The sequence below is a fragment of the Cereibacter johrii genome (assembly GCF_001720585.1).
Lineage (GTDB): Bacteria > Pseudomonadota > Alphaproteobacteria > Rhodobacterales > Rhodobacteraceae > Cereibacter_A > Cereibacter_A johrii.
Map to the genome: position 1 here is coordinate 1 of NZ_MABH01000143.1, position 26,530 is coordinate 26,530.

The following is a 26,530-nucleotide window of genomic DNA, read 5'->3' on the forward strand; positions in this document are numbered from 1 at the left end:
CCATGCCTGCGCAGCCCAGCACCGCCGCCGTCACCCCGTCCTCGGCCTCGGCGACCGCGATCTCGGCGGCAAGCCGCGCGAGCGTCGGGGGCGCCGCCGCCTCGACCTCGAGCACCGCGAGGCCTGAGGCACGGACCCGCCCGCACTGCCCCATGAGCCCGTAGCCGCGCAGGTTCTCCTCGATCACCGGCACCGACACGGGCAGGGTCGTCACGACCGAGAAGCGATGGCCCAGAAGGGCCGCCAGATGGAAGGCCGCCTGCCCGATCCCGAGGACCGGGCACGAGGCCGCGGCGCGCACCTCCGCAAGCCCGGTGTCGTCGAAACAGGCCAGCACGATGGCCTCGGCGCCTGCGGCGCGGGCCTCGGGCAGAAGCCGCAGGATCCCCGCCACCGCCGCCGCGCCGTCCTCGGGGCCCTGGATCGCGGGCGGACCTTCGTCGTTGGTCCAGCCCAGGATCTCGTGCCCCGGGGCAGCCGCCCGCGCGGCCTCGACCACGGCCTCGGTCATCGTGGCGCTGGAATTGGGATTGATGTAGAGAAGCCGCACTCAAACCCCCTTGCCCGCGTCCGATCCGGCCCGCGCCCGCCTGCGCCCGAGCGCCCAGACCGTGACGAGGAACAGCCCGATCACCGCGAAGGAGAAGACCGTGGTCAGCGTGCCGAGCGCGAAGATCACCGGCGTCGTGACATTGGTGGTCATGCCGTAGATCTCGAGCGGCAGCGTGTTGTGGCTGCCCGCGGTCAGCAGCGTCCGGGCGAACTCGTCGTAGGAGAGCGTGAAGCCGAACAGGGCCACCCCGATCAGCGAGGGCGCGATGATCGGCAGCACCACATGGCGGATCGTCTGCCAGGCGCTGGCCCCCTGATCGCGCGCAGCCTCTTCGTAGGCGGGATTGAAGCGGTTGAAGACGGCGAACATGATGAGAAGGCCGAAGGGCAGCGTCCAGGTGAGCTGCGCGCCGAAGCCCGAGCTGGCCCAATGCACCGGCAGGCCCGCCTGCGAGAAGATGAGCCCCACCCCGAGCGAGACGAGGATCGAGGGGATCACGAGGCTCGCCACCACGAGCTGGAACAGGAGGGCCGAGCCTGCGAACCTCTTGCGGAAGGCCAGCCCCCCCATCACCGAGACAGTGACGGTCGTGGCCATCACGAGAAGACCCAGCACGAGCGAGCGGCCGAAGGCGCCCCAGATGTCGCCCACCGCCTGCTCCTGGAAGAGATCGCGGAACCAGTGCAGCGAGACGCCGCGCATGGGAAAGGTGAGCCCGCCCTCGGGGCCCTGGAACGAGAGGATCGCGATGGTGATCGTGGGCCCGTAGAGGAACAGGAGGAACAGGCCGAAGACGGCGGCGAGGATGTAGAACGAGCGCGGACGCGGCTCCATCTCAGAGCTCCTTCCGGATGTCGACGAGGCGCAGCAGGATGCCGATGGTGAGAAGGACGGTCGCGAGCAGCACCACCGCCGTGGCCGAGGCCGAGGGATATTGCAGCAGCGCGATATCGTTCGAGATCAGCCGGCCCACATTCGCCGCCTGCGAGCCCGACATGAAGCGCACGGTGATGAAGTCGCCCATCACGAGGGTGATGACGAAGATCGAGCCGATCATGATGCCGGGCCTCGTCAGGGGCAGGATCACGTTCCAGAGCGTCTGAAAGCCCGAGGCCCCGGCGTCGCTCGCGGCCTCGAGGAGGCTCCGATCGATCCGCATCATGGTGTTGAAGATCGGCACCACCATGAAGAGCGTGTAGAGATGGACGAAGGCCAGGATCACCGAGAAGTCCGAGAAGAGCAGCCACTCCAGCGGCTCGTCGATCACCCCCAAGGAGATCAGGGTCGAATTGGCGATGCCGTTGCGGCCGAGAAACGGGATCCACGAGATCATGCGGATGATGTTCGAGGTCCAGAAAGGGATGGTGCAGAGCAGGAACAGCGCCGTCTGCCATGTCTGGCTGCGGACATGGAAGGCGAGGAAATAGGCCACGGTGAAGCCCAGCACCAGCGTCACCGCCCAGGTGATCGCGGCATATTTGAAGGTGTTGAGGAACACCCGATAGGTGACCTCCGAGCCGAACAGGAACGCGTAATTCTCCCAGGAGAAGGCCGGGACGATCGAGAAATCGGTGGCCGTCCAGAAGCTCACGATCACGATCATCACGATCGGCAGGACGAGGAAGGCCGCCAGCACCAGCGTCAGCGGCGCGGCCAGAAGCCAGCCCGTCACGTTCGGCGATTTCAGAATGCGCTCCATCTTTCCTCCGGGAGGCGGGCGGCCCTTCCCCTCATGGGAAAGGCCAAGGGCCGGTGGCCCGGCGAAACCTGCGCGGCCGATACAGGCGGGCTCACACCCGCTGACGGATGATCTCTGCCGGCAGGATCACAGCCAAGACCCTTATGGTTCAGCTATTTGTGACACTATCTTCATGCATGACGTGAAGCGCCACAGTCGCACCGATTCAGGCTCGGGCGGCACATCGCCCGAGCCTGGCCCGGATCAGGCCGCGATGAACTCGTTCCACTTGCGGACCATGTACTGGTTCTCGTCCATCACCGAGTTCCAGCAGGCGACGCGGCCCATGCGCTCCTCGAACGAGCCGCCGTCGCGCACCTCGCCCGCCTGCGCCATGGCCTGACCCTGCGGGTTGGTGATCGTGTCGGCGGCGGGCTTGCCCTCGAACCAGTAGCCCCATTCGTTCTCGGACATGAACTCTTTCGAGGTCTCCGGCACGGCGGAATAGTAGCCCTGCCGCATGAGGAAGCCGCCGACCCAGCCCGAGAGATACCAGTTGATATATTCGTAGGCCGCCTCCAGCGCGAGCCCGTCGAGCCGCGCCGACAGGCCGATGCCGCCGCCCCACGAGCGATAGCCCTCCTTGAGCGGCTGGTAGACGCAGGGAATGCCGCGCGACTTCACCGCCGTGATGGCCGGCGACCACATGGACTGGATCACCACCTCGCCCGAGGCCATCAGGTTCACGCTCTCGTCGAAGGTCTTCCAGAAGGCGCGGAACTGGCCCGCCTTCTTGGCCTCGGTGAAGATCGCCATGGTCCTGTCGATCTCCCCGCGGGTCATGTTGCCCTTGTCGCCGTAGGTGATCTCGCCCATGGCCTCGCAGACCATGGCCGCATCCATGATGCCGATCGAGGAGATGTCGAGGATCGAGGCCTTGCCCTTGAACTCGGGGTTCAGAAGCTCGGTCCAGCTTTCGATCGGGCGGCCGATCAGGTCGGGGCGGATGCCCAGCGTATCGGCGTTGTAGATCGTGGGGATGAGCGTCATCCAGCCCGACTCTTCCTGCACGAAATCCTTGCCGCCGGGGCCGGAGGTGAAGCCCACGGTATGCGGCGCGGTGCCTTGGGCGACGGTGCTTTCGGGCGTGAGCTTGCCCGAGCGGAAGATGCCCACGATCTTGTCGTAATTCTTGATCTTCGACGTATCCATCGCCTGCAGGTTGCCGGTCGGCCAGACCTTCTTGCAGATCCAGTATTCGATGTCGGCGATGTCGAAACTGTCGGGCTGGGTCGCGGCGCGCTGGGTCACCGCGTCGCTGTCGAGCGCGGTCATGGTGAGGGTGAAGCCCAGATCCTCCTTCACCTTCTGCGCCACCTCGTTGAGGTTCGACACGCCGGTGCCGAACTGGCGCAGCGTGATGTCCTTGATGTCCTGCGCCCAGATCATCGGCGCGGGGAAGGCCGAGGCCAGGCCCGCGGCCGCCGCGCCCTTGAGCAGCGTCCGGCGGCTGTAATGGTTCTTCTTCATGGGATCATCCCTCTGTTGGACTGGATCAGGCCTGGAGGCGGTGCATCCGCCCCTCGTCCCAGGCGAGGTGCACGGACTCGCCGGGGTTTTTCGGTTGCTCGAAGAAGGTCGCCTCGGGGATCAGGGCCACGAGCTCCTGATCTCCGGCGGCCCGCAGGGTCAGCGCCACATGCGCCCCCTGATATTCCACCGCCTGCACCACGGCCTCCTGCCCGGCCGGGTCGAGACGGATCTCGTCGCAGCGCAGCGCGAAGCGGCCCTGCGGCAGCGCCACCACATTGTGCCCGCCCATGAAGCGGGCGACGAACTCGGTGCGGGGCGCGTTGAAGACCTCGCGCGCGGGGCCCGCCTGCTCGATCTTCGCATTGTTCATCACCACGATCTCGTCGGCCAGAGCCAGCGCCTCGTCCTGCCCGTGGGTGACATGGATGAAGGAGATCCCGAGCTCGCGCTGAAGTCGCTTCAGCTCGGCGCGCATCCGGATGCGGAGGAACGGATCCAGCGCCGACAGCGGCTCGTCGAGAAGCAGCACCTGCGGCCCGGTGATGAGCGCGCGCGCCAGCGCCACGCGCTGCTGCTGGCCGCCCGAGAGCTGCGCGGGCAGCCGGTCGGCATAGCGGCCCATGTCGACGAGCTCGAGCATCTCGGCCGCCTTCGCCCGGCGCTGGGCGGCCTCCACCCCCTTCATCTTCAGCGAGAAGGCCACATTGTCCGTCACCGACAGATGCGGAAAGAGCGCGTAGCTCTGAAACATCATCGCCGTGCCGCGCCGTGCCGGCGGCAGCCGCGTCACATCCTTGCCCGACAGGAGGATCGAACCCTCGGTCACCGTCTCGTGGCCCGCGATCATGCGCAGGGTCGAGGACTTGCCGCAGCCCGAAGGCCCGAGGAGGCAGACGTAACTGCCCCCCACGAAAAGGTGGCTCACATCCGCAACCGCGACGGCCGAGCCGCCGTAGCGCTTCGTCACATGCACGAGTTCGAGATCGTGTCCGGTCCGCATGGCATCCCCGTCGCTGCTGTCCCGAGGCTGACGCGGCCGGCTTGCTTGCGGCAATCCCGCGCCGCGCCGCGGGAGGCGGGAAACTGCGCCTGCCCAAAATTCAGGCGATCCGCACCGGGTGGCGACATGATCCGATGCAGGATTGTATACATGCCTGTCCTATCGCGGCGCGCCTCTTGCTCTCGGCGCGGCCCGGGGCAAGGACTGGGCCATGGAGATGCGAGGCAGCATGACAGAGGACGCGGCGGCGCTTTCGGGCGGGGGCAACGACACGGTGGCGGGCCGCCTTGCGCTGGCGATCCACGAGCACCGGATCCAGCCGGGCACGAAACTCGCGGAAGACGAGCTGGGCGAGATCTTCGGGGTGAGCCGGACGCTGGTGCGTGCGGCGCTCCAGCAGCTCTCGCACGAGCGGCTGGTGACGCTCCGGCGCAACCGCGGTGCCTTCGTGGCCCAGCCCTCGGTGCGCGAGGCGCGCGAGGTGTTCGAGGCCCGCAACCTGCTCGAGCCGCGCACCGCGCGCTCGGCCGCGGCGCGGGCAACGGCGGCCGACATCGCCCGGCTGCAGCGTCATATCGACGAGGAACATGCCGCGCTCGACGCGGGCGATCCGGGGCGCGCGCTGCGCCTCTCGGGCCAGTTCCACATCGAGGTCGCGGTCATCGCCGATCAGGACACGATCCGCGACTTCGTGGCCCAGCTCGTCGCCCGCTCCTCGCTCATCATCGCGCTCTACTGGCAGCGCCGCACCGCGCTCTGCGAGAGCCATGCCCATCACGCGCTCCTGCGGGCGCTGGCCGACGGAGACGGGGCCCGCGCCGAGGAGATGATGAAGGGCCACCTCCTGGATCTCGTCTCATCGCTCGACCTGCGCAATCCCGCGCCGCCCGCCCGGTCGCTCCGCGAAGCGCTCGACCGGATCTGACCCGCCCTGCGGCACATGCGCCCGCCCCGTGCCGCCCTGCGGCACATGTGCCCGTCCTGTGCCGCCCTGCGGCACATGCGCCCGCCTCCTCACTCATTCCGTTTTTTGATTGCGATCAAGGACGTTTCCGGCTTGCCTGCCCAAAAGGGGCATCCAGTTTCCCCCGGAGTGCAAGATGCGATTGACCAAGTTCAGCGACTATGCCCTGCGCGTCCTGCTCTATGCGGCGAGCATCGAGGACGGCCGGCTTGTGACCATCGGCGAGACCGCCTCGATCTACGGCATCTCGCAGGGGCACCTGAAGAAGGTGGTGATGAACCTCATCCATGCAGGCTTCCTGCAGGGCACGCGCGGGCGCACCGGCGGCTTCCGCCTCGCCCGCCCGGCAAGCGAGATCCGGCTGGGCGAGGTGCTGCGCGCCACCGAGACCGATTTCGCGCTGGTCGAATGTTTCCAGCAGGGCAACGCCTGCTGCATCAGCCGCCCCTGCCGCCTGCCGCCGATTCTCGCCAAGGCGGTCTCGTCCTTCATGGACACGCTCGACGAATTCACCATCGCCGACGTGATGATGGCGCCGACCCAGTTCGGGCTCGAGGAACCGCTCGAGGCCTAGCGCCGGGGGGCGCGCACCAGCGCCACCGTGAAGATCACCAGCGCCACCCAGATCATCGGGAAGGCAATGGCCTCGGCCCGGCCGAAGGGCTCGCCGAAGACGAAGACCGCCGTCAGGAAGATCAGGGTCGGCGCCACATATTGCAGGAAGCCGATGGTCGAGAGCTTCAGGAGCTTCGCGCCGTTGGCGTAGAGCATCAGCGGCACCGCCGTGACGACGCCCGTGCCGAGGAGAAGCGCCTGATCGGCGAGGCTTCCGTGCAGGAAATGCCCCTGCCCCGACCCTTCCACCCAGATCAGCACGCCGAGCGCCGGCGGAAGCAGAAGCAGCACCTCGAGCAGGAACCCCTGGTTCGGCCCGAGCGGCAGCGACTTCTTGAGGTAAGCGTAGCAGCCCCAGGTCAGCATCAGCGAGATGGCCACGATGGGCAGCCGCCCCGCCTCGACGGTCAGCACGATGACCGCCGCCACCGCAAGCACGATCGCCACCAGCTGCAGCCGGTTCAGCCGCTCGCCCAGCAGCACCGCGCCGAGAAAGACGCTGAAGAGCGGGTTGATGTAATAGCCGAGCGCCGTGTCGAGCGCGTGCCCCGCGCCGATGGCCCAGACATAGATCCCCCAGTTGACCGAGATGAGCGCGGCCGTCGCCGCCGCCATCAGGAGCATCCGCGGCGAGCGCAGCGCCGCGCGCAGATCCTGCGTCCGCCCGAGCGCGACAAGGACGGCAAGCGCCACCGGCACCGACCAGATCACCCGGTGCGCCACCACCTCGTAGGCGGGGATATGGGACAGCGCCTTCATGTAGACCGGCAGGAAGCCCCAGATCAGATAGGCCGACAGGGCAAAGGCCATGCCGCGCGGGCTGTCTTCGTTGCGGGGAAGGGTTGCATCGGCCATCGGATCATCCTCGGAGAATCCGTCCGCCTTACAGGAGCCCGCGGCCGGGCGCCAATCCCTTCTCGTGCGGTCTCCCATCGCGTTTGGTGATGGATCGCCGCGCGTCCGCGCGCCGCAGGAGCGCTATGGGCCTGCGCGGCCCGTCTCGGCGCCCCGTGCGGGAGGCGCGGGCACCCGTCGCACGGCCCAAAGCCGACTGAAAACGTCAATCATATGATTTTCATGGAAAATATTGCATTCCCTCGCACCGCCGCCCATCATGATCCGCGGCGCCTGCGACTCGGCTGGCGCCGACGGGTCAGGGGCGGGGCGACGGCCGGGCCGTTCCGGGGAACGGGCGCAGGTGCCCTCCGCCGCTGACAGGACATGCGGACGGGCCCCGGGGCCCCCGCCGAACGTATCACGGGCGGGCAGCCGCCCGCCGCGCCGGCCCGGCTCCTGCCGCCTGCCCCTCCGGGCATGGGCAGGGGTGCGGGGCTGGTCGAAGGCGACAGGAAAGGACGGACATGAAGGGCGACGAGAAGGTTATCGACTATCTCAACAAGGCGCTGCGGTCGGAGTTGACAGCCGTCAGCCAGTACTGGCTGCACTACCGCCTGCAGGAGGACTGGGGCTTCGGCGCGATCGCCGACAAGTCCCGCGCCGAGAGCATCGAGGAGATGCACCACGCCGACCGGCTGATCGCCCGGATCATCTTCCTCGAAGGGCATCCGAACCTGCAGGCGCTCGACCCGCTGCGGATCGGCCAGACCCTCAAGGAGACGCTCGAAGCCGACCTCGCCGCCGAGCATGACGCGCGCACCCTCTATATCGAGGCGCGCGACCATTGTGAGAGCGTGCGCGACTATGTCTCGAAGGACCTGTTCGAGTCGCTGATCGCGGACGAAGAGGGGCACATCGACTTCCTCGAGACGCAGCTCGAGCTGATGGAGAGCATCGGTGTCCAGAATTACGGGATGCTCAACGCGAAATCGGCCGACAAGGCCGAGAGCGGCGACCACTGACAGACGGCCGGCCGCCGCAGGAGAGACGCGGCGGCCGGAAGCCCCCGCCGCCGGACCATCCGGCGCCGCGGGGCCGAGATCGCAGGGCCGGACCAGGGTCTCGGCCCGCCCTCGCGGCGGCGATCCGATGGCACGGCCGGGCCTTGCCTCGAAACGGTCAGGCGCCGGTAAAGGCACCCCGGGGCACTGGGTAGGCCGCGCGGCCGAGACTCCCACTCCTCCGGACCCGATCCCCTGTCACGGAGCCCCACGCGGCGTTTCCGCGCGCCCCGAGGCATCTGCTGCCCGAAAAGCAGGCATCTGCTTCGTCCCGACCCGCGGCGTCCTATCCCTTTCGGCCACTCCCTCCTCGCGTCGCTTGCCGAAGCGCGGCCGCGGGAGCACTGTCCCAAGCGTATCGCAGGACCGCGGACGCGCGGGACGGCACGAGGGAGACTGACGACCTAGCCGGCCCGCGGGACGTTTCGCCCCGAGCGTCGGATCCGGGGTGCGTGCCTCCACCGCCGCCCTGACGCGTGCCGCCGGATGACCCTGCCCCAAGGGTTCTTTCAGGCATGACCAAATCGGAACTTTCCCGCCTTGCCGTCGTCGTCAGCGGCTCCGTCCCAGCGGACACGCAGACCCGGATCGACCGGGGCGAGAATCCCCGGCTCGACTTCACCCATCTCGAGAGCCTGGGCGCCACGGTCTTCACCCGGGATTCCGTGCCCGAGGGCCGGGCTTTCCTCCGCCGCACGCTGGGCGACCGCTTCGCCCCGGCCGAAGCCGTGGCCGAAGCGGCCGACCGGTTCGACGCGATCTTCTGCGTGGCCGAGGACATTGGCGTGCCGGTGGCGCTGGCCCTTCGGCTCCGCGGCAAGCGGACCCCGCTGCTCGTGGGGGTGCACGGCCACTACCTCGCCAACCGCAAGTTCCGGCTCTGGGCGCTGGCGGCGCGCCACGATCCGGGCACCCGCTTCCTGCCGCTGTCCGAGTCGATCCGGGCGCGGCTGATCTCCGAATTCGGCATTCCGGCCAGCCGCTGCCACACGCTCTGCGTGCCGATCGACACCCGCTTCTTCGCCCCCGAGCCCGCCCCCGAGGCCGATCCGCCGATGATCCTGAGCGCGGGCGCCGCACAGCGCGATTATCCCACGCTGATCGCCGTGATGAAGGACGTGCCGGCGCGCTTCCGCATCGCCTCGGGCTCGAGCTGGATCGGCGAGGCCACGAAGCTCGCCGTGCCCGAGACCTGCACGATGGGCAGCGCGGGCTCGATGCCGGGGCTGCGCGCGCTCTATGCCGCCGCCGCCATGGTGGTGCTGCCGCTGCAGGATGTGGTCCATGCCAGCGGCTATGCGGTGGCGATGGAGGCCATGGCCATGGGCAAGCCGCTGATCGTGACCCGCACCGAGGCTCCGGCCGATTTCTTCCGCGACGGCGAGACCTGCCTGCTCGTGCCGCCCGGCGATGCGCCGGCGCTGCGCTCGGCGATCCTGCGCCTCCTCGAGGATGCCGACCTCCGCGCGCGGCTGGGCCGCGCGGCGCGGCATCTGATGGAGGAGCGCTACGGGATGGAGAGCTACACCGCCGATCTCGTGCGGCTTCTGACGGAGGTGAGCCGCCCGCCTGCACAGGCGCAGGGGCCGGGCCACTGGGTCCGGCGGCCCCGGGGCGGCTGAGGCGCCCCTAGCTTGCCGTCCGGTTGGCCGGCGCCCCGCGCTGGTCGGCCTCGGCGTAGAACTTGCGCTTCTGCTCATACATGTGCCGGTCCGCCCGCTTGATCGTGGCCTCGATCGTCTCGTTCGGCCTGCTCGTCGCATGGCCGATCGAGACCGAGAGCGGCGCCGTGAAATGGAAGCGGTTGTTCACCGTGAGAAGCCGCTTGATCGTGTCGACCATCGCTTGCGCCATAGCCTCGCTCGACCGCGGCATGACCACCGCAAATTCGTCGCCGCCGATGCGCGCGGGATGGTTCGTCTCGGCCGCCGCCTCCTTCAGCACCTCGCCCAGCCGCCGGAGCAGCTGGTCGCCCGCGTCGTGGCCGAGCGCGTCGTTCACTTCCTTGAGCCCGTTCAGATCCAGCATCACGATGGAGACCGGCCGCACGCCCTGCCTCTCGAGCCGGTTCAGCTCGTCGATGTAGAAGGCGCGGTTGCTCACCCCCGTGAGAACATCGTGCTTGCCGAGATAGGCGAGATAGGCCTCGGCCTTCTTGCGGGCCGTGATGTCGGTCAGCGCCACCTGAACCAGCGACCAGTCGTGCTCGTGCCCGGGCAGCACGGCGAAATGCATGATGACAGCCCGCTCGGTCCCGTCGAGCGCGTAATTCACCACCTCGCGGCTGTGATAATAGTGGTGGTTCCAGAGCTCGATCAGCTGCTCGCGGAAGTGCGGCTCCATGCTGTCGCGGAAGATGTCGCTCAGATGGCTGAGAAGCGTGCGCTTGTCGGGGGCGCAGAACATGTCGAGCGTCGCCTGGTTCACGTCGATCACCCGGATCTCGCCCATGCATTGCCGGACGAACTCGGGGTGGACGTCGGTGAAGACCCGCAGATCCACGATGCCGCGCGCGCGCAGGTTTTCGAGAAGCTGGCGGATCTGGCTGAAATCCTCGACCCAGAGCGAGGTCGGCGAATGTTCGAAGATGCCCTCGGCGTAGCGCCGGCTGGCGCGTTCGAGCCTGCGCGCCTCTTCGCGGGCGGTCACATCCTCGCAGGTCAAAAGGATCCGCTCGAGGCTCTCCTCGGATCCGGGCAGCACCGCGCCGCGCAACTGGATGTCGAGCCTGCGCCCGCCCAGCGTGTAGTTGACCGCGAGGCTGGAGAAGGTCTGCTCGCCTGCCCAGAGCTGCGACAGCTCGTTCACATGGCTCTGGAGCATGTCGTCGCGGAAGACCCGTTCGAGGTTCTCCGTCAGATGCTCGAGATCGCGCGCCTCGTAGAGGGCGAGCGTGCGGGCATTCACCTTGAGAACCCGGATGCTGCGCGAACAGGCGGCGACGCGCGACAGGTCGGCCTCGAGGAAGGCGCGGATATCGGTCACGCCCTCGGCGCGCCATTGGTCGAACAGGGCACGGACGCCGCTGAAATCCTCGATCCACATCGAGATCGGGGCAAGATCGAAGGCAGCCTCTTCGATCGGCCTCGTCGTAGCGGTCATGCCATGCGCCTCTTGAGGGATTCTTGAACCGACAAGGGCGACTCATACATGGGACCGAGGAGAGCCCGCAAATGGAACCTCGCTCCCTGCGCGGCCGAGCGCGCGGACCCGGGTGTCGCCTGCGGAAAGCGACGTGTTCTTCACCATCTGCAAGCTTTACCGGCGCCGGAAGAAGCGGCCCGCCGCGATGCGCGCGAGCGCCCCGATCGCGCCGAAGGCCCCCGGGTCCAGAGCCTCGCCCGCGGTGGCGAGGAGCCCGCGCCTGCCGCCCCGTCGACGCCCCGGAGAGGAAACGGCACGTCCCCGGGCTGCGACAGCCCCGCGCGGCAGCCCTGCGTCGGCGCCATCGGCGGTTGCCGCGCAGGCACCGGCCCGCCATTGTAGCCCTGCATCCCTCTTACGGACCTTCCATGCCCGATCCCCATCCCCCGCCCATCCCGTCCAAGGACCGCTCGTTCGCGGCGCGCGTCCAGACCGGGGCTCTCGTCATCATCGCCTTCGCGGTCGTGCTGGCCCTGCTCGTGCAGGCGCAGTTCATCCTGATCTCGCTCGCCGTCTCGGTGATCCTCTTCAGCCTGACCTCGGACGCCATCGCCCTCGTCGCGCGCGTCCGCTTCGGGCCGGTCAAGATCCCGAACTGGCTGGCCAGCAGCCTCGCGCTGCTCCTTCTGGCCACCGTGCTCCTGTCGCTGGCCGCGGTGATCGTCTCGCAGGTCAATACGGTGCTGCTGACCGCGCTCAGCTACAGCGAGCAGGCCCCGGCCGCCGTGGCCGCGATCTTCTCCTGGCTCGGCAAGGACGCCGAGGAGGCGGTGCTCTCCTCGCTTCGGGCCGTCGAGATCTCGGGCTATCTGCGCACCCTCGCCGCTCAGGCAGGCACGCTGATGCAGGCCACGGTGCTTGTCATCCTCTTCGTGGGCTTCCTCTTCGCCGAGCGGGTCTGGTTCCCCGTCAAGCTTCTCAATCTGTTCGGCAACCCCGACCGCGCCCGCCGGGTCGAGGAGATCGTGAGCTCGATCATGCACCGGGTGAACCGCTACCTGCTGGTCAAGACGCTGGTCTCGGCGATCACCGGCCTTCTCGTCTGGGGCGTGGCGCTGGCCTTCGGGCTGGATCTTGCGGCGCCTCTGGGGATGCTCACCTTCATCCTGAATTTCATCCCGAGCCTCGGCTCGATCGTGGCCACGCTTCTCATGGTGCTGGTCACGTTCGTGCAGACGGTCGATGTGGGCACGGCGCTCTCGGTTCTGGCGCTGGTGGGGGTGATCCAGTTCATCTGCGGCAACATCCTCGACCCGATGCTGATGGGCCGCGCGCTGCAGCTCTCGTCCTTCGGGATCATCATCAGCCTTGCCTTCTGGGGCGCGATCTGGGGCATCCCGGGGATGTTCCTCTCGGTGCCGATCATGGTCGGGCTGATGATCGTCTGCGCCGAGACCGAGGCGCTGCGGCCCATCGCGGTGCTCCTGTCGCGCGAGGGGCTGGCCGCGCCCATGCATCCCGAACGCCCGGCCGCCCCGTCCCGGGCCGACCCCGAGCCTGGGCCCGAGACAGTGGCGTCGCGGCGGGGGGGCCTGTGAGCCCGCCCCTCAGGCGGCCCGCGAAGAGGGTGTGTCGACCCGGCCCGCCATGACCGGGGCGAGCCAGCGCTCGACCTCGGCCAGTTCCATGCCCTTGCGACGGGCATAATCCTCGGCCTGATCGCGCTCGACCCGCGCGAGGCCGAAGTAATAGGCGTCGGGATGGCCGATATAGAGGCCCGAGACCGACGAGCCCGGCCACATGGCCATGCTCTCGGTCAGTTCCACCCCCGTGGCCGCGGTCGCGTCGAGCAGGCGGAAGAGCGTGACCTTCTCGGTATGGTCGGGCTGGGCCGGATAGCCCGGCGCGGGCCGGATGCCGCGGTAGGGTTCGGCATGGAGCTGGTCGGGCGTGAAGGATTCATCGGGGGCATAGCCCCAGAGCTCGCGGCGCACCCTCTCGTGCAGCCTCTCGGCCATGGCCTCGGCGAAGCGGTCGGCCAGCGCCTTGACCATGATGGCCGAATAGTTGTCGTTCGCCCGGTCGAACCGCTCGGCGATGGAAGCCTCTTCGGGGCCGGCCGTCACGACGAAGCCACCGACCCAATCGGCCCCCGCCCCCTCGGGCGCCACGAAATCCGACAGCGCCAGATTGGGCCGTCCTTCGCGCTTCGTGACCTGCTGGCGGAGCGTGAAGAAGGTGGCAAGCTCGACCTGCCGCGCCTCGTCGGCATAGAGGCGGATATCGTCGCCCACTGCATTGGCGGGCCAGAAGCCCACCACCGCGCGCGGCGTGAACCAGCGTTCCGCCACGATGCGCGCGAGCATCTCCTGCGCATCGGCAAAGAGCGCGCGGGCGGCCTCGCCCTGCGCCGCATCCTCGAGGATGCGCGGATAGACCCCCTTCAACTCCCAGGTCTGGAAGAACATCGTCCAGTCGATGTAGCGCGCGATCTCGGCCAGATCCCATCCGTCGATGATCCGGCTGCCGGTGAAGCCCGGCCGCACCGGCCGGTGCGCGGCCCAGTCGAGCTTCAGCGCATTGGCGCGCGCCGCCGCCAGCGGCAGGCGCTGCTTGGCGCGTTCCGACCGGGCGTGGCGCTCGGCCACCTCGGCATAGTCGGCGCGCAGCCCCTCGACATAGCTGCCCCTGCGCTCGGCGCTGAGGAGCTGGCCCACCACCCCCACCGCCCGGCTCGCATCGGTGACATAGACCGCGGGGCCCTTGCGGTAGGAGGGCGCGATCTTCACCGCCGTATGGACCTTCGAGGTGGTGGCCCCGCCGATCAGCAGCGGGATGTCGAAGCCTTCGCGCTCCATCTCGGCCGCCACCGTCACCATCTCGTCGAGCGAGGGCGTGATGAGGCCCGAGAGGCCGATCGCATCCACCTTCTCGGCCCGCGCCACCTCGAGGATCTTCGCCGGCGGCACCATCACGCCCAGATCGATGATCTCGTAATTGTTGCAGGCCAGAACCACGCCCACGATGTTCTTGCCGATGTCATGCACATCGCCCTTCACCGTGGCCATCAGCACCTTGCCCGCGGCCTCGCGGCCCTCGCCGCCGCCGAGGCGCTTCTCCTCCTCCATGTAGGGCAGGAGCACGGCCACGGCCTGCTTCATCACCCGGGCCGATTTCACCACCTGCGGCAGGAACATCTTGCCCGCGCCGAAGAGGTCGCCCACCACGTTCATCCCCGCCATCAGCGGGCCCTCGATCACATGGAGCGGCCGCTCGGCCGCCTGCCGGGCCTCTTCGGTATCCGCCTCGATGAATTCGGTGATGCCATTGACCAGCGCATGTTCGAGCCGCTTCTCGACCGGCCAAGCGCGCCAGGCCAGATCGCGCGCCTTCTCCTCGCGCACACCGCCCCGGAACCGCTCGGCCACCGCCAGCAGCCGCTCGGTCCCGGTGCCGCCCTGCTTCGGCGCGCGGTTCAGCACCACATCCTCGCAGGCCTCGCGCAGCTCGGGGTCGATCTGGTCGTAGACGGCAAGCTGGCCCGCATTCACGATCCCCATGTCCATCCCGGCGCGGATCGCATGGTAGAGGAAGACCGCATGCATCGCCTCGCGCACGGGCTCGTTGCCGCGGAAGCTGAAGGAGAGGTTCGACACGCCGCCCGAGACATGGGCATGGGGCAGGTTCTCCCGGATCCAGCGCGCGGCCTCGATGAAGTCGACCCCGTAATTGTCGTGCTCCTCGATGCCCGTGGCCACGGCGAAGACGTTCGGATCGAAGATGATGTCCTCGGGCGGGAAGCCCACCTCCTCGACGAGGATCCGGTAGGCCCGGGCGGAGATCGCGGTCTTGCGCGCGAAACTGTCGGCCTGCCCCTCCTCGTCGAAAGCCATGACCACGACCGCGGCCCCGTAGGCGAGGCAGAGGCCCGCCTGCCGCCGGAAGGCCTCCTCGCCCTCCTTCAGGCTGATCGAATTGACCACGGGCTTGCCCTGCACGCATTTCAGCCCGGCCTCGATCACCTCCCATTTCGAGCTGTCGATCATCAGCGGCACCCGCGCGATGTCGGGTTCGGAGGCGATCAGGTTGAGGAACTCGACCATGGCGGCCTTCGAGTCGATCAGCCCCTCGTCCATGTTCACGTCGAGGATCTGCGCCCCGTTCTGCACCTGATCGCGCGCGACCTCGAGCGCGGCCGCATAGTCGCGGTTGGTGATGAGCTTGCGGAAGCGGGCCGAGCCCGTGACGTTCGTCCGCTCGCCCACATTGACGAAGGGGATGTCGGGCGTGAGGACGAAGGGCTCGAGGCCCGAGAGACGGAGGTAACGGGTCATGCGAGGGTCCTCGGCGCAAGATCGGCCACCGCGTCGGCGATGGCGCGGACATGGTCGGGCGTGGTGCCGCAGCAGCCGCCCACGACATTGACGAGCCCTTCGCGGGCGAAGCGGGCGACCTGTGCCGCCGTCTCGTCCGGGCCCTCGTCATACTGGCCGAAGGCGTTGGGCAGGCCCGCGTTCGGATAGGCGCAGATGGCGGCATCGGCCACACCCGCAAGCTCGGCCAGATGGGGCCGCATGGCCGCGGCCCCGAGCGCGCAGTTCAGCCCCACCGTGAAGGGCCGCGCATGGCGCACCGAATGCCAGAAGGCTGTCGGCGTCTGGCCCGAGAGCGTGCGGCCCGACGCATCGGTGATCGTGCCCGAGATCATCAGGGGCAGCCGGCGGCCTGCCTCGGCGAAGGCCTCGAAACAGGCGAAGATCGCGGCCTTCGCATTCAGCGTGTCGAAGATCGTCTCGATCAGGATGAGATCCGCGCCGCCCGCGATCAGCGCCCGCACCTGCGTGCCGTAGGCCGCGCGCAGATCGTCGAAGCTCACGGCGCGGTAGCCCGGATCGTTGACGTCCGGGCTGATCGAGGCGGTGCGGTTGGTGGGCCCCACCGCGCCCGCCACGAAGCGCGGCCGCCCGTCGAGCGCCGTCGCCCGATCGAGCGCGCGCCGCACGAGGCGCGCCCCCTCGCGGTTCAGATCCTCGACAGCGCCCTCCATCCCGTAATCGGCCTGCGCGATGGTGGTGGCCGAGAAGGTGTTGGTCTCGACGATGTCGGCACCGGCCATCGCATAGCGGAAGTGGATCTCCTCGATGGCCTGCGGCTGGGTCAGGATCAGGAGGTCGTTGTTGCCCTTCTGCGGCCGTTCGGCATGGTGGCGGCAGCCGCAGCCGGCATAATCCTCCTCGCTCAGCCCGAGCGCCTGGATCTGGGTGCCCATCGCCCCGTCGAGGATCAGGATGCGTTGGCGCACGAGGGCCTCAAGAGCCGGAACGGCGCGGGAGGGCGGAAGCGAAAAGGTCAGCATGGAGTCCGGTCGGATCAGGAGGGGAAGCGGAGACCATAGCCGGATGGGGGTCATCAATCACTCTCATATCCCGCACTATCATCATGAAGACGTTTCATGATGATCCGTCCCTGACACCGCGGCCCCGACATCTGCGCTCTCCGTGAGAATGCGGCACCCGCGGTCCCTGCCCCCACGGGCCAGCGGGATGAAAGCCAACTCCTCTTCTGCCATGGCGGAACCGGCGCGCGGGGCCGCTGCAGGCTTGCCTCGCCCTGCCCGTGACTTTACCAAGACGAGCAATCTTCCCCGCGGCCCTTTTGCGCGCGGGGCACCGGGAGATCTGTCAGATGCCGTCACCGCGCGCCGCCTTTCCTCTCCAGCCGAAGGCGCGGGCCGCTGCCCTGCTGACCGCAGGCCTGATCCTCGCCGCCTGCGGCGGGGGCGGCGGCGGCGGATCGGCCCCTGTCGGGCCGGGCTTCAGCGGGCGCGAGGTCAAGACCGAGGGCATCGAGTCCTACACGACCGATCACAACCGCTTCACCCGTGCGCGGATCGATCTGGCCTCGACCCCGGCCGACCGCGAGGCGCTGGCGGGCTTCGACGGCGGCGGGTCGCCCGCGGGCTACGCGCGTCTCATCAAGGACGCCGAGAACAGCTTCCCCGACAGGACCTTCGTCGAGGTCATCGCAGAGGTCGCGCCTCTGACGGGCGGCGGCGAGAAGGTCGTCAAGGTGCTCCGCCTGACCGCGGACCAGGCGCCCTTCGACAATGTGGACAGCAGCGGGAACGCGATCGGCAGCGGCAAATACTATTTCCGGGGCACGGGAGACTTCCGCGTCTATGCGAGCGTCGACGGCGGCGCGGTGCGGACCGGCCGCGGCGACCTCGAGAACCTCGTCATCGACTTCGACCGGGGCACCGCGGCGATCAACCTGCGGACCGGACAGGAGGGCGCCTCCGAGATCGAGACCGAGATCAAGGCGGACAATCTGACCTTCAACATCCTGACCGGCGAGTTCGGGGGGGCGATCACCCAGACGGCGCGGGTGGATGGCGAGACGCTCTCGGCCCAGGGCTTCCTGCGCGGCAGCATCAGTGCCGACGAGACGAGCCTGCGGCAGCACGACCAGAGGATGACCACCTCGGGCGTCTATCACGCCACCGGCGAGCGCCTGACGTCGCAGGGCATCTTCTGGGGGAGCCATCCCAACGTCGACAAATGAAGGCTGCGGCGCTGGCCGCGCTCCTCGCCGCCCTGCCGGCCGCGGTCGCGGCGCAGAGCTACGAGCTCGGCCGCAGCGGCGATCTGGTGGTCTCGGAGCGGCTGAGGATCTTCGCCCAGGGGCGTGCCTTCGCCGCCGAGGCCAGCCCCTGGAGCCGCACCCTGGCCCTCAAGTCCGACCTGATCGCGCAGGGCTTCTTCCATGAGGGCCCTGCGCCGGACTGGACCCTGACCGAGGTCACGGCCCGGCCCACCCTCGGCTGGTCGCCCAACCTGAACGGCGGCGTGGGCCAGCGGAGGATCGACTTCGCCGGCGGCTGGCTGGAGGTCGACCCCGCCTATGTCGCGAAATCCGGCCCGACCATGGGAATCGCAATCGAGGGCGAGGCGCGCCTGGCCTGGGGGCTGGGGCGCTTCCTCGAGGCCGAGGCGGACGGCGCGATCTCGCGGGCCCGCGAGAGCGGCTACGAGCGGCGCGACCAGTCGCTCGGCCTCTGCAGCCGCAACCATCTGGCCGGCTGGAGCTTCCTCGACCTCTGCCTGCGCCGGACGAAGAGCAGCCGCAGCCTGAGCGATTCCGAGCAGCGCGAAAGCTCGGTCCAGTTCGCGCAGCTCTTCGCGGTGCCCGGCAGCTATCACGAGGTCCGCCTCGAACTGGGCGAGCGGCGGCGCCCCGAGTTCGACCAGCCCTATGCCGGGCTGGAACTGCATTCGGTCTGGTCGGGTCTGGCCACCCGCGTGGGACTGGCCCTCGGCCGCCCGGTGCCGGGGCGCAGCGTCGAGCGGGTCAGCGCCTTTGCCGAGGCCCGCTGGCGCATGGGCGGCGGCGCCACCGGCATCGCCCTCTGGCATTCCGAAGCCTCGGGCGGCCAGCTCTTCGGGATCGCGCAGGAAGACCGATCCACCGGGATCGCGCTCTTCCGCCAGCTCACGCCCCGCCTCGATGCCACGGTGCGCTACGAGCGCACGGACTCCACCGTCGCCCTCTTCCGCAGCAATCAGATCGGGCTCGACCTCACCTGGCAGATCGACCTGCGCTGAGGCGGGCCTTGCACCGGCACGGGAGTGCCGAGAGGCAGCCCTCCCGAGGCCCGGCTCACAAAAGGGTGGTCATCTGGCCGGGCCGGACTATCTCCAGCCTGCGATGCCGGCGCCCAGGAACGGGAGGCGCATGGCGGAGGCCGCGGGAGACGGAATGTCCGGGCAGCTGAGGCGCCAGCGCTGATCATGGTGAGGGGCCGGGCTGCCTTTCGCGGCATCGAACGGGCGGAGGCGGGCCATCCTGCCACGGATCGCGGCGCATCCTCTCGCATCGGGCCGACCCTCGCGCGGCGGTCCGGCAGGTCCGGGCCATTCGGAGACATCAAGGAGACCAGAATGAAGAAACGCACTTCGGCGCAGGCACTGCTCGACCATTATCTGACCGCGCCGGTCGAGCGTGCAGGCCCCCCCGGGGCCGGGCGCCGTCTTTCGCCCAAGGAACAGGCCGCCGAACGCACGAACGAGGCAGCGCGGAGGCAGATCGAGGCCGAGACCGAGGAGCGCGCGGCCAAGTCCCGCCGCCTCGCCGCGGCCCGCCTGGGCAAGGACGCCCCCGCCCGCGACGGCTGAGCGGCGGCAGGTCCCGGGTGCCACCAGGCACCCGGGCCGCCCAGGCCGGACACCTGCCCTCCGCCCGAGCGAACCGCACAGACGCTTGGCCGCGATCGCTTCTCGTCCATCACTCCCGGATCCGATAAAGGCACCCGGGCCGCGCTGACCAAGCGCCCGGAGGCCCGAGCCTGAGCGAACCAGGAAGCCGGCTGCGCGTCGAGATCTGCGAGCAGGACTGCCTCGACTTCGGCCCCGAGGTTCAGCAGGCGAAGGCTCTGATCGATGAATGCCTGACCGAGTGGGGGCGGACAACTGGCCGGAGATCCGCGACATCGTCACGCGCGCCTTCAACACCGACCGGCCCGGTCAGGTGAACCGCTCCGAGATCTTCATGCTTCCTAGTTCAAAGATCGGCGGCCCGCCCTGGCAGGCCGCCATGCGGGCTATCCGCGGATCGGATACTGGCCTATCCCGATGACGAGGCGCTGGTGGCACTGCAGCTATCCGCAGTTCCTCGACACGCTCCGCTTCCAGCTCACCACCCGCGCCGAGTCTGAGCGACTGACGGCCACCGATCCCGACACGCTCACCGATCTGGAGCGGGCCGCCCGGTTCCTCTACCTCCAGCGAACCGCCTTCGGCGGCAAGGTGAGGGGGCAGAACTTCGGCGTCTCCATGCACCGGCCGGGCCGCTTCAATCTCACCACGCTTGAGCCCATGCTCGAGGACCTGCACAGCCGCCTCCGCTATGTGACCGGCGGCTCCTGGAATAAGCGCACTTCGGGTGGGAAGACGGCATTCGGCACGGGCTACATCCTGCGCTCGGCTTCCGAGCCTTTCCTCGTCGGCAAGATCGGCTCACCGCAGATCGCCTCCCGATCCTGCCGCAATCTGATCGACGCGGACGAGATCCTCGACGACGAGATCCCGGACACGATCGAGGCGATCCGGCGCGAACATTCCCGCAAGCCCCTAGAGATGCGCGAGATGGTCGAGGCCCTGCTGCCCCGCGCCTTCGCCTGCGAGCTCTTTGCGCGCGAGCCATGGGCCGGGCATGACGTCTGGGACAACGAGACCGACCGCTTCGCGGAGCGAGAGGTCTCTGCCGCATGACGCACCTGCCGCCTCCGCCCCAGCATGTCGCACCGTTCGTTCGCGTCCTTGGGACGGAGGGCGCGGTCGAGTTCCTGCTGGCCTTCGGAGGTGGCGAGATCTATCTGGCCGCCATGCCGAAAGGCCGCTCGCGCCTCGTAGAGCTGGTGGGGGCCGAGAAGGCCGCAGCGCTGGCAGAGGCGGTCGGCCAGATGAAGCTACGCGTGCCAACCGCAAAGCCCTGGATCGCCCGATGTCTGCGGGCACAGGGGCTGGCCGTCGCCGAGATCGCCCGCCGGCTGCATTCGACGGACGTATCGGTCCGGCGGTGGCTGAAAGAAGGCGGGCGGCCGATCGTGGCGGACCCTCGTCAGATGCGGTTGCTCTGAGCCGAAGGCAGATTCGCCGAACTTTCGGTCAGCTGTCGGTGTCGGGATCGAACGGTCTGGCCCGGATGATCGTCGCATCAACCACCTCAGAGCGCCGCTTGCGGCCGTTTATCTGCAGGTACACTGGGATCTTTTTCCACTCCGCCTCGCGGATCACGTCTCGGTCTTCAAGAGTCGTCATCACTTCGGCAACATCAGCGACTAGTTCGTCGCCATTGCGACCCGCCAAGTGCACTCGGAAGCCGGTCGCGACGGTCGTGTCCACGCGGCGGATAGTGTAGACGCCGTCCAGCCGGACATCCTCCGCCTCCACTCGGCTCTCCGTGGTCAGAATTCGCCCTGTCGCAGAAGGTATTGCAACGCTGTTCAACTCAGCATCGACGCGGGACATGTGCTTGACCAACGCGTGGCGGCTCTCCTTCGCCTCATCCTCGAGGCTCTTGATTATAGGTAGCCTTGCCTCCGCCTTCTCGATTAGGCCCATCCGCGCCTTATCATGCGTTGCAACGGCGACCACGGCGTTCAGAGCAGCTATGCGCTCTTCCTTAAGATCCGACTCGCGCTGGCCGGAGATCTCCGCCAGCCTCACCTCCTTTCGATTGTTGAGCCAGACCCGCAATACGCTCTGCCCAGCCAGGACGAGCGCCAATGCGACTACGATCGTCACGACTTCGGCGGGGCTGAGTTTTTGGAGCATGGCCTTTGCGATCTCGATAAGGACTGTGTTTAGGTCGACGGATTGGTCCGAGCTTCCGCCCTTCACCTTTACGACGAGTTCGAGCCTCTGCTTTTCCTCATCGGTCAGTCTACGGCCGTTTCTTTCCCCAGAGCGCGCTATCGCATAGGCGCGAAACACAGATCGCTGCAGCTCGACCCAGCCTTCCATCATGTATGGGGTCAGCGCAGCGTGATAATGGGCGGAAGGCAAGTAAACTCGTACCTGCGCCCAGTCACCGAAGCCGACATCGTTGATGTCGTCGATGCTGACCTCACCTTCGATCAGGTGCTCGAAGAAGGACCATGCGGCCTCCTCTGTCTGCAGACTGAAAAGCCGCTCCTCGCCGCCGCCACCAGAAACCAAGACGAATCTCCTACCCCGTTTGCCCGCCATCTGCTCAATAGGGCGTTGTCAGATACGATCATGCCCAATGTGCCAATGCGCAACATGACGCGGGCCGTGAGCGTCATCCCGATCCGCAAACCGTTGCGGATGTTTCCATCCTCGCGCGCGCGAAATTGGCCTCGTTCGGGGCCAGTGAGGGCCCCACCGAGGGGCCTTCATGCGTATCGAGAACCATCGTCTCACCAACGTCGCCTTCCAGCAGGCGAAGAACATCGGCCGGGAGATCGTCCCGGACCTCGTGATCCTGCACGACACGGCCAGCCGCCTCACGCGCGGATCGGCCGCCAACTATCTGGCCGACAACGACGCCGGCGTGTCGGTCCACTTCGTGGTGGAGCGAGACGGCGGGATCATCCAGCAGGTGCCGACGAACCGCCGCGCGGGTCACGCCGGCAAGTCCTCCTTCCATGGGCGGTCCGGTTGCAACGACTTCTCGATCGGCATCGAGATCGTGAACCCCGGGAAGCTCGCCCGCCTTTCGGACAGCAAATGCGTCACATGGTACGGCGAGGAGCTGGCCACCGCCCTCTTCGGCATCCGGGAGATCGAGACGCCGGAACATGGCCCGGGCCTCTGGATGCCGTACGCCGAGGCGCAGATCTCCTCGGTGATTGCGCTCCTGCTCGACCTCTTCCGGGGCGTCCCCACCCTGCGCGACATCACCACGCACTGGTATGTGTCGCCCGGCCGCAAGGTGGACACGAACCCGCTCTTCCCGCTCGAACATGTCCGCGCGCACATCCTGGGGCGTGACGATCCGGCCGACACCGAGGCCGAGGCCTTCTCAGAAGCCGTGGATGCCACCGCCGACGATCCGCAGATGGTCGTCGTGGACACCTTCAGCGGCGACAGTCTGAACCTGCGCCGCTGGCCATCCTTCAACCCCAACGTCGTGGCGCAGATCCCAGACGGCACTCCCGTGCCGGTCCTGCGCCGCGGGACCTTCGCCGGCCGCGACTGGCTCCTGGTCGTCCATGGCGGCCGGGAGGGCTGGATCGTGGCCTCCTACACCTCCTCCTTCCTCCCGGCCTGATCGGAGACATCCATGCGACTGCCCCTTCTCACCACGATCCTCGCGAACACTGCCCTCTTGAACAATCCGCTCCTGCCCGAGCTGCCGGTCTGGCAGGCGCGCAGCTTCTACGCGCAAATCCTCCTCGTGGTCTCGGTCCTGCTGAACTTCCTCGGGATCGACCTCTTCCGCACCCTCGGCGAGATCGGCTGGGGCAGCCCCGAGGAAGTCCTGGCTACCGGGGACCGGGCTGTCGCGGCCTGGCAGCAGGTCGCCCCCCTGATCTTCGGCCTCTGGGCGTGGATCGAGCGCCGGGCACCGAACTTCCGTCTGGTCTGGTGGGGTGCGAAGGCGCCGACGGGCACGGCGGCTCTCTTCTGCCTCGCGCTCATCCTCGGGACGATGGCCAGCGAGCCCGTGCCGCTCGAGGGCCTCTCCGGGCCGAACGCACCGGTCCGGAGCATAGCGTGAGCTCGCCGTCCGCCATGGATCTCGGCCCGACGCTGGCCCTGGTGCTGACCGCCCTCAGCATCATTAACATCCTGTACACCTGGTGGCGGACCCGCGACCAGAATGTCGAGAGCCGGTTCAAGGCGGGCAGCGAGCGCATGGACCGGCTGGACGCCCGGCTGGCCAGCGTCGAGCAGACCCTGCGAGCTCAGCCGACGAAAGAGGACATGCACGCGCTTCATCTGGCCCTGCGGGACATGCAGGGCGAGATGAAGGACATGGCCGCCGCGGCCGAAGGCACCAACAAGATCATGTCGCGCCTCGAGGCAATCGTGGCGCGGCATGAGGATCACCTGCTTGGGGGAGCTCGCCCGTGACCTATGCCGACACTCTTCGCCGCCATCGCAGGCTGGCGATCCTGCGCTTTCTCGAAGAGAGCCCGACCTACACCTCGAACGCCTCGGTCCTGACCGACGTTCTGAACTCGAACGCCATCGGCATCGACACGTCGCGCGACCAGACCGCGACCGAGCTCTCGTGGCTCGCAGAGCAGGGACTGGTGACGCTGGCAGGCTCGCCCGAGTTCTGGGTGCCGACCGCGACCGCCCGGGGGATCGACATTGCCCTGGGGCGCGCCACCCATCCCGAGATCCAGCGTCCGAGCCCGAGGCGCTGAGATGCCCCCGCCCCGCAAGATCGACCTCCTGCCCGTGGAATTGCGGGCCTGCTGGGGCGCCGGAGGCGGTGGCGGGCGCGGCAGCGGTGTTTCGGTCGGATATGGCGGTGGTGGCGGCAGCTATGTGTGCGGCCGGTTCCGCCTCGCAGATCTGCCGGCCTCCGTGGCCATTGTCATTGGCGCGGGTGGAGCGGGCCGATCCAGCGACGGAAGCGGAGGTCGGGGCGGAGACACCACCTTCGGAGCCTTGCTGGCGGCATTCGGCGGCGGTGGGGGTGGTGCAGCTTCGGGCACCACAATGTCCGGCGGAGGCGGCGCCGGCGAACTGGCCGCGGGATCCACCCCCGGCGCCGGCGGGCTCATCGGGGGTGGCAACGGCACGGGCGGCGACGCGAGCACGATCTGGGGCGGAGGAGCCGGTGGCGCTTCAGGGACCAAGGCAGGCTCGGCGGTCTTCGGCGGCGGGGGCGGCGCAGGTCACCCGAGCAGTGGCTCATCTGGCACGGCAGGCTCCTCCATCTTCGGCGGATCGGGTGGCGCGGTGCGGTCGGCGGGGGTGGCCCCTGGGGGCGGGGGTGGGGGGGCGAATGGAGGCAGCTCGAGCGCCGGCGCCCGTGGCGAGGTGAGGGTCTGGATATGAGACTGGCATGTGTTTCCGACGGCGTGGTCGTCAACGTGATCGAGGCGCAGGATCGCCCCGACTGGGCCGCTGACTGGCCCAAGGCCGGCGATGCCGCGCCGGGCTGGACATGGGATTGCACGAGCTTCGCGCCGCCCGCAGAGACAGCTTCCGTCCCCGACGAGATCTCGATCCTTCAGGTGATGATCCTGGTGGGCGAGGAACGCTGGTCTGCAGCCGAGGCGGTCGCGGCCGACCCCGCGTTGCCCTGGGCGCTCCGCGCCACCATCCGTCAGGCAGGGTCTCCCCTCGTCCGAGGCTCCGAGACGATGGACGCGCTCGCCTGGCTCCTCGATCTCACGCCCGAAGAGGTCGAAGGAATCTTCGCGGCCGGGACGCAGGTGCTGGCATGACCTGCCTCGTCACCGGCACCCTGCGCAATCTCTCCGGCGAGGCCCTGCCCGCCACGACGGTTTGGTTCGAGCGGCAGGCGTGGTTGGCCAAGACGGCGATGTCGTCGTGCCGCTCACGGTTTCGGCGACGTCCGATGCGGCGGGCGAGATCTCCGTTGTCCTGTATCCAGGCACTTATGCCGCCTCGATCGACAACGCCGGTCCTTTAGCCGAGCCGGCGTCGTAGCCGTTAGCCTATCACACTACCTCGCCCATCGGGCGAGCCACCGGGAGGCCGGAGGGAGTGCAATCCCTCCGACACGGAGCAGACGCCAATCCAAGCTCCCCGCCGACCAGACATAGAATCATGGCCGCTCCCGCACCCTTGCGGGCGCGCCGAAGAGACAAGAACCTGATGAAGAGTCCACTCTCGCCCGTCGCTGCGCTGCAACCTGTCGCACCCTGGATCGGCGGCAAGCGCAACCTCGCCCGCCGGATCTGCGCGATCCTCGACCGCAGCCCCTGCCTCACCTACGCCGAGCCCTTCGTCGGCATGGCGGGCATCTTCCTGCGCCGCACCGCGCGGCCCCGCGCCGAAGTCATCAACGACCGGGGCCGCGACGTAGCCAACCTGTTCCGGATCCTGCAGCGCCACTATCCGCAGTTCCTCGACACGCTCCGCTTCCAGCTCACCACCCGCGCAGAGTTCGAGCGACTGACGGCCACCGATCCCGACACACTCACCGATCTGGAGCGGGCCGCCCGGTTCCTCTACCTCCAGCGAACCGCCTTCGGCGGCAAGGTGAGGGGGCAGAACTTCGGCGTCTCCATGCACCGGCCGGGCCGCTTCAATCTCACCACGCTGGAGCCCATGCTCGAGGACCTGCACAGCCGCCTCGCCGGCGTCATCATCGAATGCCTGGACTGGTCACCCTTCCTGGACCGCTACGACCGGCCGGAGACGCTCTTCTATCTCGACCCGCCCTACTGGGGCTCCGAGACCGACTATGGCAGCGATCTCTTCGGGCGCGACGACTTCGGCCGGATGGCCGAGCAGCTCGGCCGCCTCAAGGGTCGCTTCCTCCTCTCGATCAACGACGTGCCCGAGGTGCGCGAGATCTTCGGCCGGTTCAGGATGGCGCAGGTGACGACCACCTACTCGCTCAGCGGCCACGCGGGAGGCAACGCGGCCACGAGGCCGGAGCTCCTGGTCTCGAACTGGGAGTTCGAAAGAGAAACCACCTCCCGCGGAACAGGACGGTCCGCAGTCTGAGGATTCGAAGGCTCAGCACATTCTTT

General features: G+C 68.3%; 27 protein-coding genes and 1 pseudogene. 18 read left to right on the forward strand and 10 right to left on the reverse strand.

Annotation, left to right across the window (positions count from 1 at the left end):
- From A9O63_RS12505 to A9O63_RS12525, 5 genes are all read right to left on the reverse strand, one after another.
- A partial coding sequence (locus tag A9O63_RS12505; RefSeq protein ID WP_069332233.1) for an aspartate/glutamate racemase family protein occupies window positions 1-550 on the reverse strand: 550 nt, incomplete at its 3' end.
- Window positions 551-1,387: an ABC transporter permease gene (locus tag A9O63_RS12510; protein WP_069332234.1), complete on the reverse strand. Its 837-nt coding sequence runs from the start codon at window positions 1,385-1,387 to the stop codon at window positions 551-553. It abuts the gene before it with no gap.
- 1 nt (window position 1,388) lies between these two features.
- Window positions 1,389-2,252 (reverse strand): ABC transporter permease, encoded by an 864-nt coding sequence (locus A9O63_RS12515; RefSeq protein WP_084295854.1) that lies wholly within the window; start codon window positions 2,250-2,252, stop codon window positions 1,389-1,391.
- Between the two features lie 243 nt (window positions 2,253-2,495).
- The gene (locus A9O63_RS12520; protein WP_069332235.1) at window positions 2,496-3,761 is read right to left on the reverse strand and encodes an ABC transporter substrate-binding protein; all 1,266 of its coding nucleotides are present in this window, start codon (window positions 3,759-3,761) and stop codon (window positions 2,496-2,498) included.
- Between the two features lie 25 nt (window positions 3,762-3,786).
- Window positions 3,787-4,764, reverse strand: coding sequence for an ABC transporter ATP-binding protein (locus A9O63_RS12525; RefSeq protein WP_069332236.1), 978 nt, complete (start codon window positions 4,762-4,764; stop codon window positions 3,787-3,789).
- A gap of 211 nt (window positions 4,765-4,975) precedes the next feature.
- Between A9O63_RS12525 and A9O63_RS12530 the strand changes: the two genes are divergently transcribed.
- Together A9O63_RS12530 and A9O63_RS12535 are read left to right on the forward strand one after the other, a co-directional pair.
- Window positions 4,976-5,689 carry a GntR family transcriptional regulator gene (locus A9O63_RS12530; RefSeq protein ID WP_069332237.1) on the forward strand — a complete coding sequence of 238 codons (714 nt, stop codon included), beginning with the start codon at window positions 4,976-4,978 and terminating at the stop codon, window positions 5,687-5,689.
- A gap of 175 nt (window positions 5,690-5,864) precedes the next feature.
- Window positions 5,865-6,302 carry an RrF2 family transcriptional regulator gene (locus tag A9O63_RS12535; protein WP_069332238.1) on the forward strand — a complete coding sequence of 146 codons (438 nt, stop codon included), beginning with the start codon at window positions 5,865-5,867 and terminating at the stop codon, window positions 6,300-6,302.
- Here A9O63_RS12535 and rarD read toward each other — a convergent pair.
- Entirely contained in the window at window positions 6,299-7,198 is a 900-nt protein-coding gene (gene rarD / locus A9O63_RS12540) for an EamA family transporter RarD (RefSeq protein ID WP_069332239.1), read from the reverse strand. The two genes, A9O63_RS12535 and rarD, sit on opposite strands and share 4 nt — an antisense overlap.
- Window positions 7,199-7,704: 506 nt before the next feature.
- Here rarD and bfr point away from each other — a divergent pair.
- Both bfr and A9O63_RS12550 read left to right on the forward strand, forming a co-directional pair.
- Window positions 7,705-8,202, forward strand: coding sequence for a bacterioferritin (gene bfr / locus A9O63_RS12545; RefSeq protein ID WP_069332240.1), 498 nt, complete (start codon window positions 7,705-7,707; stop codon window positions 8,200-8,202).
- Between the two features lie 554 nt (window positions 8,203-8,756).
- On the forward strand, window positions 8,757-9,863 hold the full coding sequence (locus tag A9O63_RS12550) for a glycosyltransferase family 4 protein (protein ID WP_069332241.1): 1,107 nt from the start codon (window positions 8,757-8,759) through the stop codon (window positions 9,861-9,863).
- 7 nt (window positions 9,864-9,870) lie between these two features.
- Here the strand turns inward: A9O63_RS12550 and A9O63_RS12555 are convergent, their stop codons facing one another.
- Entirely contained in the window at window positions 9,871-11,343 is a 1,473-nt protein-coding gene (locus A9O63_RS12555) for a GGDEF domain-containing protein (RefSeq protein ID WP_069332242.1), read from the reverse strand.
- Window positions 11,344-11,753: 410 nt separating this feature from the next.
- Here A9O63_RS12555 and A9O63_RS12560 point away from each other — a divergent pair, with 410 nt between their 5' ends.
- Window positions 11,754-12,923, forward strand: coding sequence for an AI-2E family transporter (locus A9O63_RS12560; protein ID WP_069332243.1), 1,170 nt, complete (start codon window positions 11,754-11,756; stop codon window positions 12,921-12,923).
- A gap of 9 nt (window positions 12,924-12,932) precedes the next feature.
- On the opposite strand, the gene metH is transcribed toward A9O63_RS12560, so the two are convergent.
- Together metH and A9O63_RS22165 are read right to left on the reverse strand one after the other, a co-directional pair.
- On the reverse strand, window positions 12,933-15,659 hold the full coding sequence (gene metH, locus A9O63_RS12565) for a methionine synthase (protein WP_084295856.1): 2,727 nt from the start codon (window positions 15,657-15,659) through the stop codon (window positions 12,933-12,935).
- Window positions 15,656-16,681, reverse strand: a complete 1,026-nt coding sequence (locus A9O63_RS22165) for a homocysteine S-methyltransferase family protein (RefSeq protein WP_167354622.1) — start codon at window positions 16,679-16,681, stop codon at window positions 15,656-15,658. The genes metH and A9O63_RS22165 overlap by 4 nt, the downstream gene beginning before the upstream one ends.
- Before the next feature lie 329 nt (window positions 16,682-17,010).
- On the opposite strand from A9O63_RS22165, the gene A9O63_RS12570 reads away from it, so the two are divergent.
- The 6 genes and pseudogenes from A9O63_RS12570 to A9O63_RS12590 all read left to right on the forward strand — a co-directional run bounded on the left by A9O63_RS12570 (window position 17,011) and on the right by A9O63_RS12590 (window position 20,959).
- Window positions 17,011-17,886: a viral aspartic protease gene (locus A9O63_RS12570; protein ID WP_069332244.1), complete on the forward strand. Its 876-nt coding sequence runs from the start codon at window positions 17,011-17,013 to the stop codon at window positions 17,884-17,886.
- Entirely contained in the window at window positions 17,883-18,926 is a 1,044-nt protein-coding gene (locus tag A9O63_RS12575) for a lipocalin (protein WP_069332245.1), read from the forward strand. Before A9O63_RS12570 ends, A9O63_RS12575 begins: the two co-directional genes overlap by 4 nt.
- Before the next feature lie 336 nt (window positions 18,927-19,262).
- Window positions 19,263-19,496: a hypothetical protein gene (locus A9O63_RS12580; protein ID WP_069332246.1), complete on the forward strand. Its 234-nt coding sequence runs from the start codon at window positions 19,263-19,265 to the stop codon at window positions 19,494-19,496.
- A 203-nt stretch (window positions 19,497-19,699) separates the two neighbouring features.
- Window positions 19,700-19,956: pseudogene (locus A9O63_RS22170) on the forward strand (DUF3164 family protein).
- Entirely contained in the window at window positions 19,953-20,591 is a 639-nt protein-coding gene (locus A9O63_RS23420; protein WP_235836980.1) for an MT-A70 family methyltransferase, read from the forward strand. The pseudogene A9O63_RS22170 and the gene A9O63_RS23420 overlap by 4 nt, the downstream one beginning before the upstream one ends.
- Window positions 20,588-20,959, forward strand: a complete 372-nt coding sequence (locus tag A9O63_RS12590; RefSeq protein WP_069332247.1) for a hypothetical protein — start codon at window positions 20,588-20,590, stop codon at window positions 20,957-20,959. The genes A9O63_RS23420 and A9O63_RS12590 overlap by 4 nt, the downstream gene beginning before the upstream one ends.
- A 28-nt stretch (window positions 20,960-20,987) precedes the next feature.
- Here the strand turns inward: A9O63_RS12590 and A9O63_RS12595 are convergent, their stop codons facing one another.
- On the reverse strand, window positions 20,988-22,040 hold the full coding sequence (locus A9O63_RS12595; protein WP_235836981.1) for a hypothetical protein: 1,053 nt from the start codon (window positions 22,038-22,040) through the stop codon (window positions 20,988-20,990).
- Window positions 22,041-22,239: 199 nt separating this feature from the next.
- Between A9O63_RS12595 and A9O63_RS12600 the strand changes: the two genes are divergently transcribed.
- From A9O63_RS12600 to A9O63_RS12625, 7 genes are all read left to right on the forward strand, one after another.
- Complete coding sequence (locus A9O63_RS12600) at window positions 22,240-23,115, forward strand: N-acetylmuramoyl-L-alanine amidase (protein ID WP_069332249.1); 876 nt, start codon at window positions 22,240-22,242, stop codon at window positions 23,113-23,115.
- 12 nt (window positions 23,116-23,127) lie between these two features.
- Complete coding sequence (locus tag A9O63_RS12605) at window positions 23,128-23,565, forward strand: hypothetical protein (RefSeq protein WP_069332250.1); 438 nt, start codon at window positions 23,128-23,130, stop codon at window positions 23,563-23,565.
- Window positions 23,562-23,921: a DUF2730 family protein gene (locus A9O63_RS12610; protein ID WP_084295860.1), complete on the forward strand. Its 360-nt coding sequence runs from the start codon at window positions 23,562-23,564 to the stop codon at window positions 23,919-23,921. The genes A9O63_RS12605 and A9O63_RS12610 overlap by 4 nt, the downstream gene beginning before the upstream one ends.
- A complete protein-coding gene (locus A9O63_RS12615; RefSeq protein ID WP_069332251.1) occupies window positions 23,918-24,220 on the forward strand; it encodes a VpaChn25_0724 family phage protein in 303 nt (100 codons plus the stop codon). Before A9O63_RS12610 ends, A9O63_RS12615 begins: the two co-directional genes overlap by 4 nt.
- Before the next feature lies 1 nt (window position 24,221).
- On the forward strand, window positions 24,222-24,860 hold the full coding sequence (locus tag A9O63_RS23770; protein WP_459561999.1) for a glycine-rich domain-containing protein: 639 nt from the start codon (window positions 24,222-24,224) through the stop codon (window positions 24,858-24,860).
- Complete coding sequence (locus A9O63_RS23180; RefSeq protein WP_205631846.1) at window positions 24,857-25,252, forward strand: hypothetical protein; 396 nt, start codon at window positions 24,857-24,859, stop codon at window positions 25,250-25,252. Before A9O63_RS23770 ends, A9O63_RS23180 begins: the two co-directional genes overlap by 4 nt.
- 394 nt (window positions 25,253-25,646) lie before the next feature.
- Window positions 25,647-26,504: a DNA adenine methylase gene (locus tag A9O63_RS12625; RefSeq protein WP_069332252.1), complete on the forward strand. Its 858-nt coding sequence runs from the start codon at window positions 25,647-25,649 to the stop codon at window positions 26,502-26,504.
- Window positions 26,505-26,530: the final 26 nt, after the last annotated feature.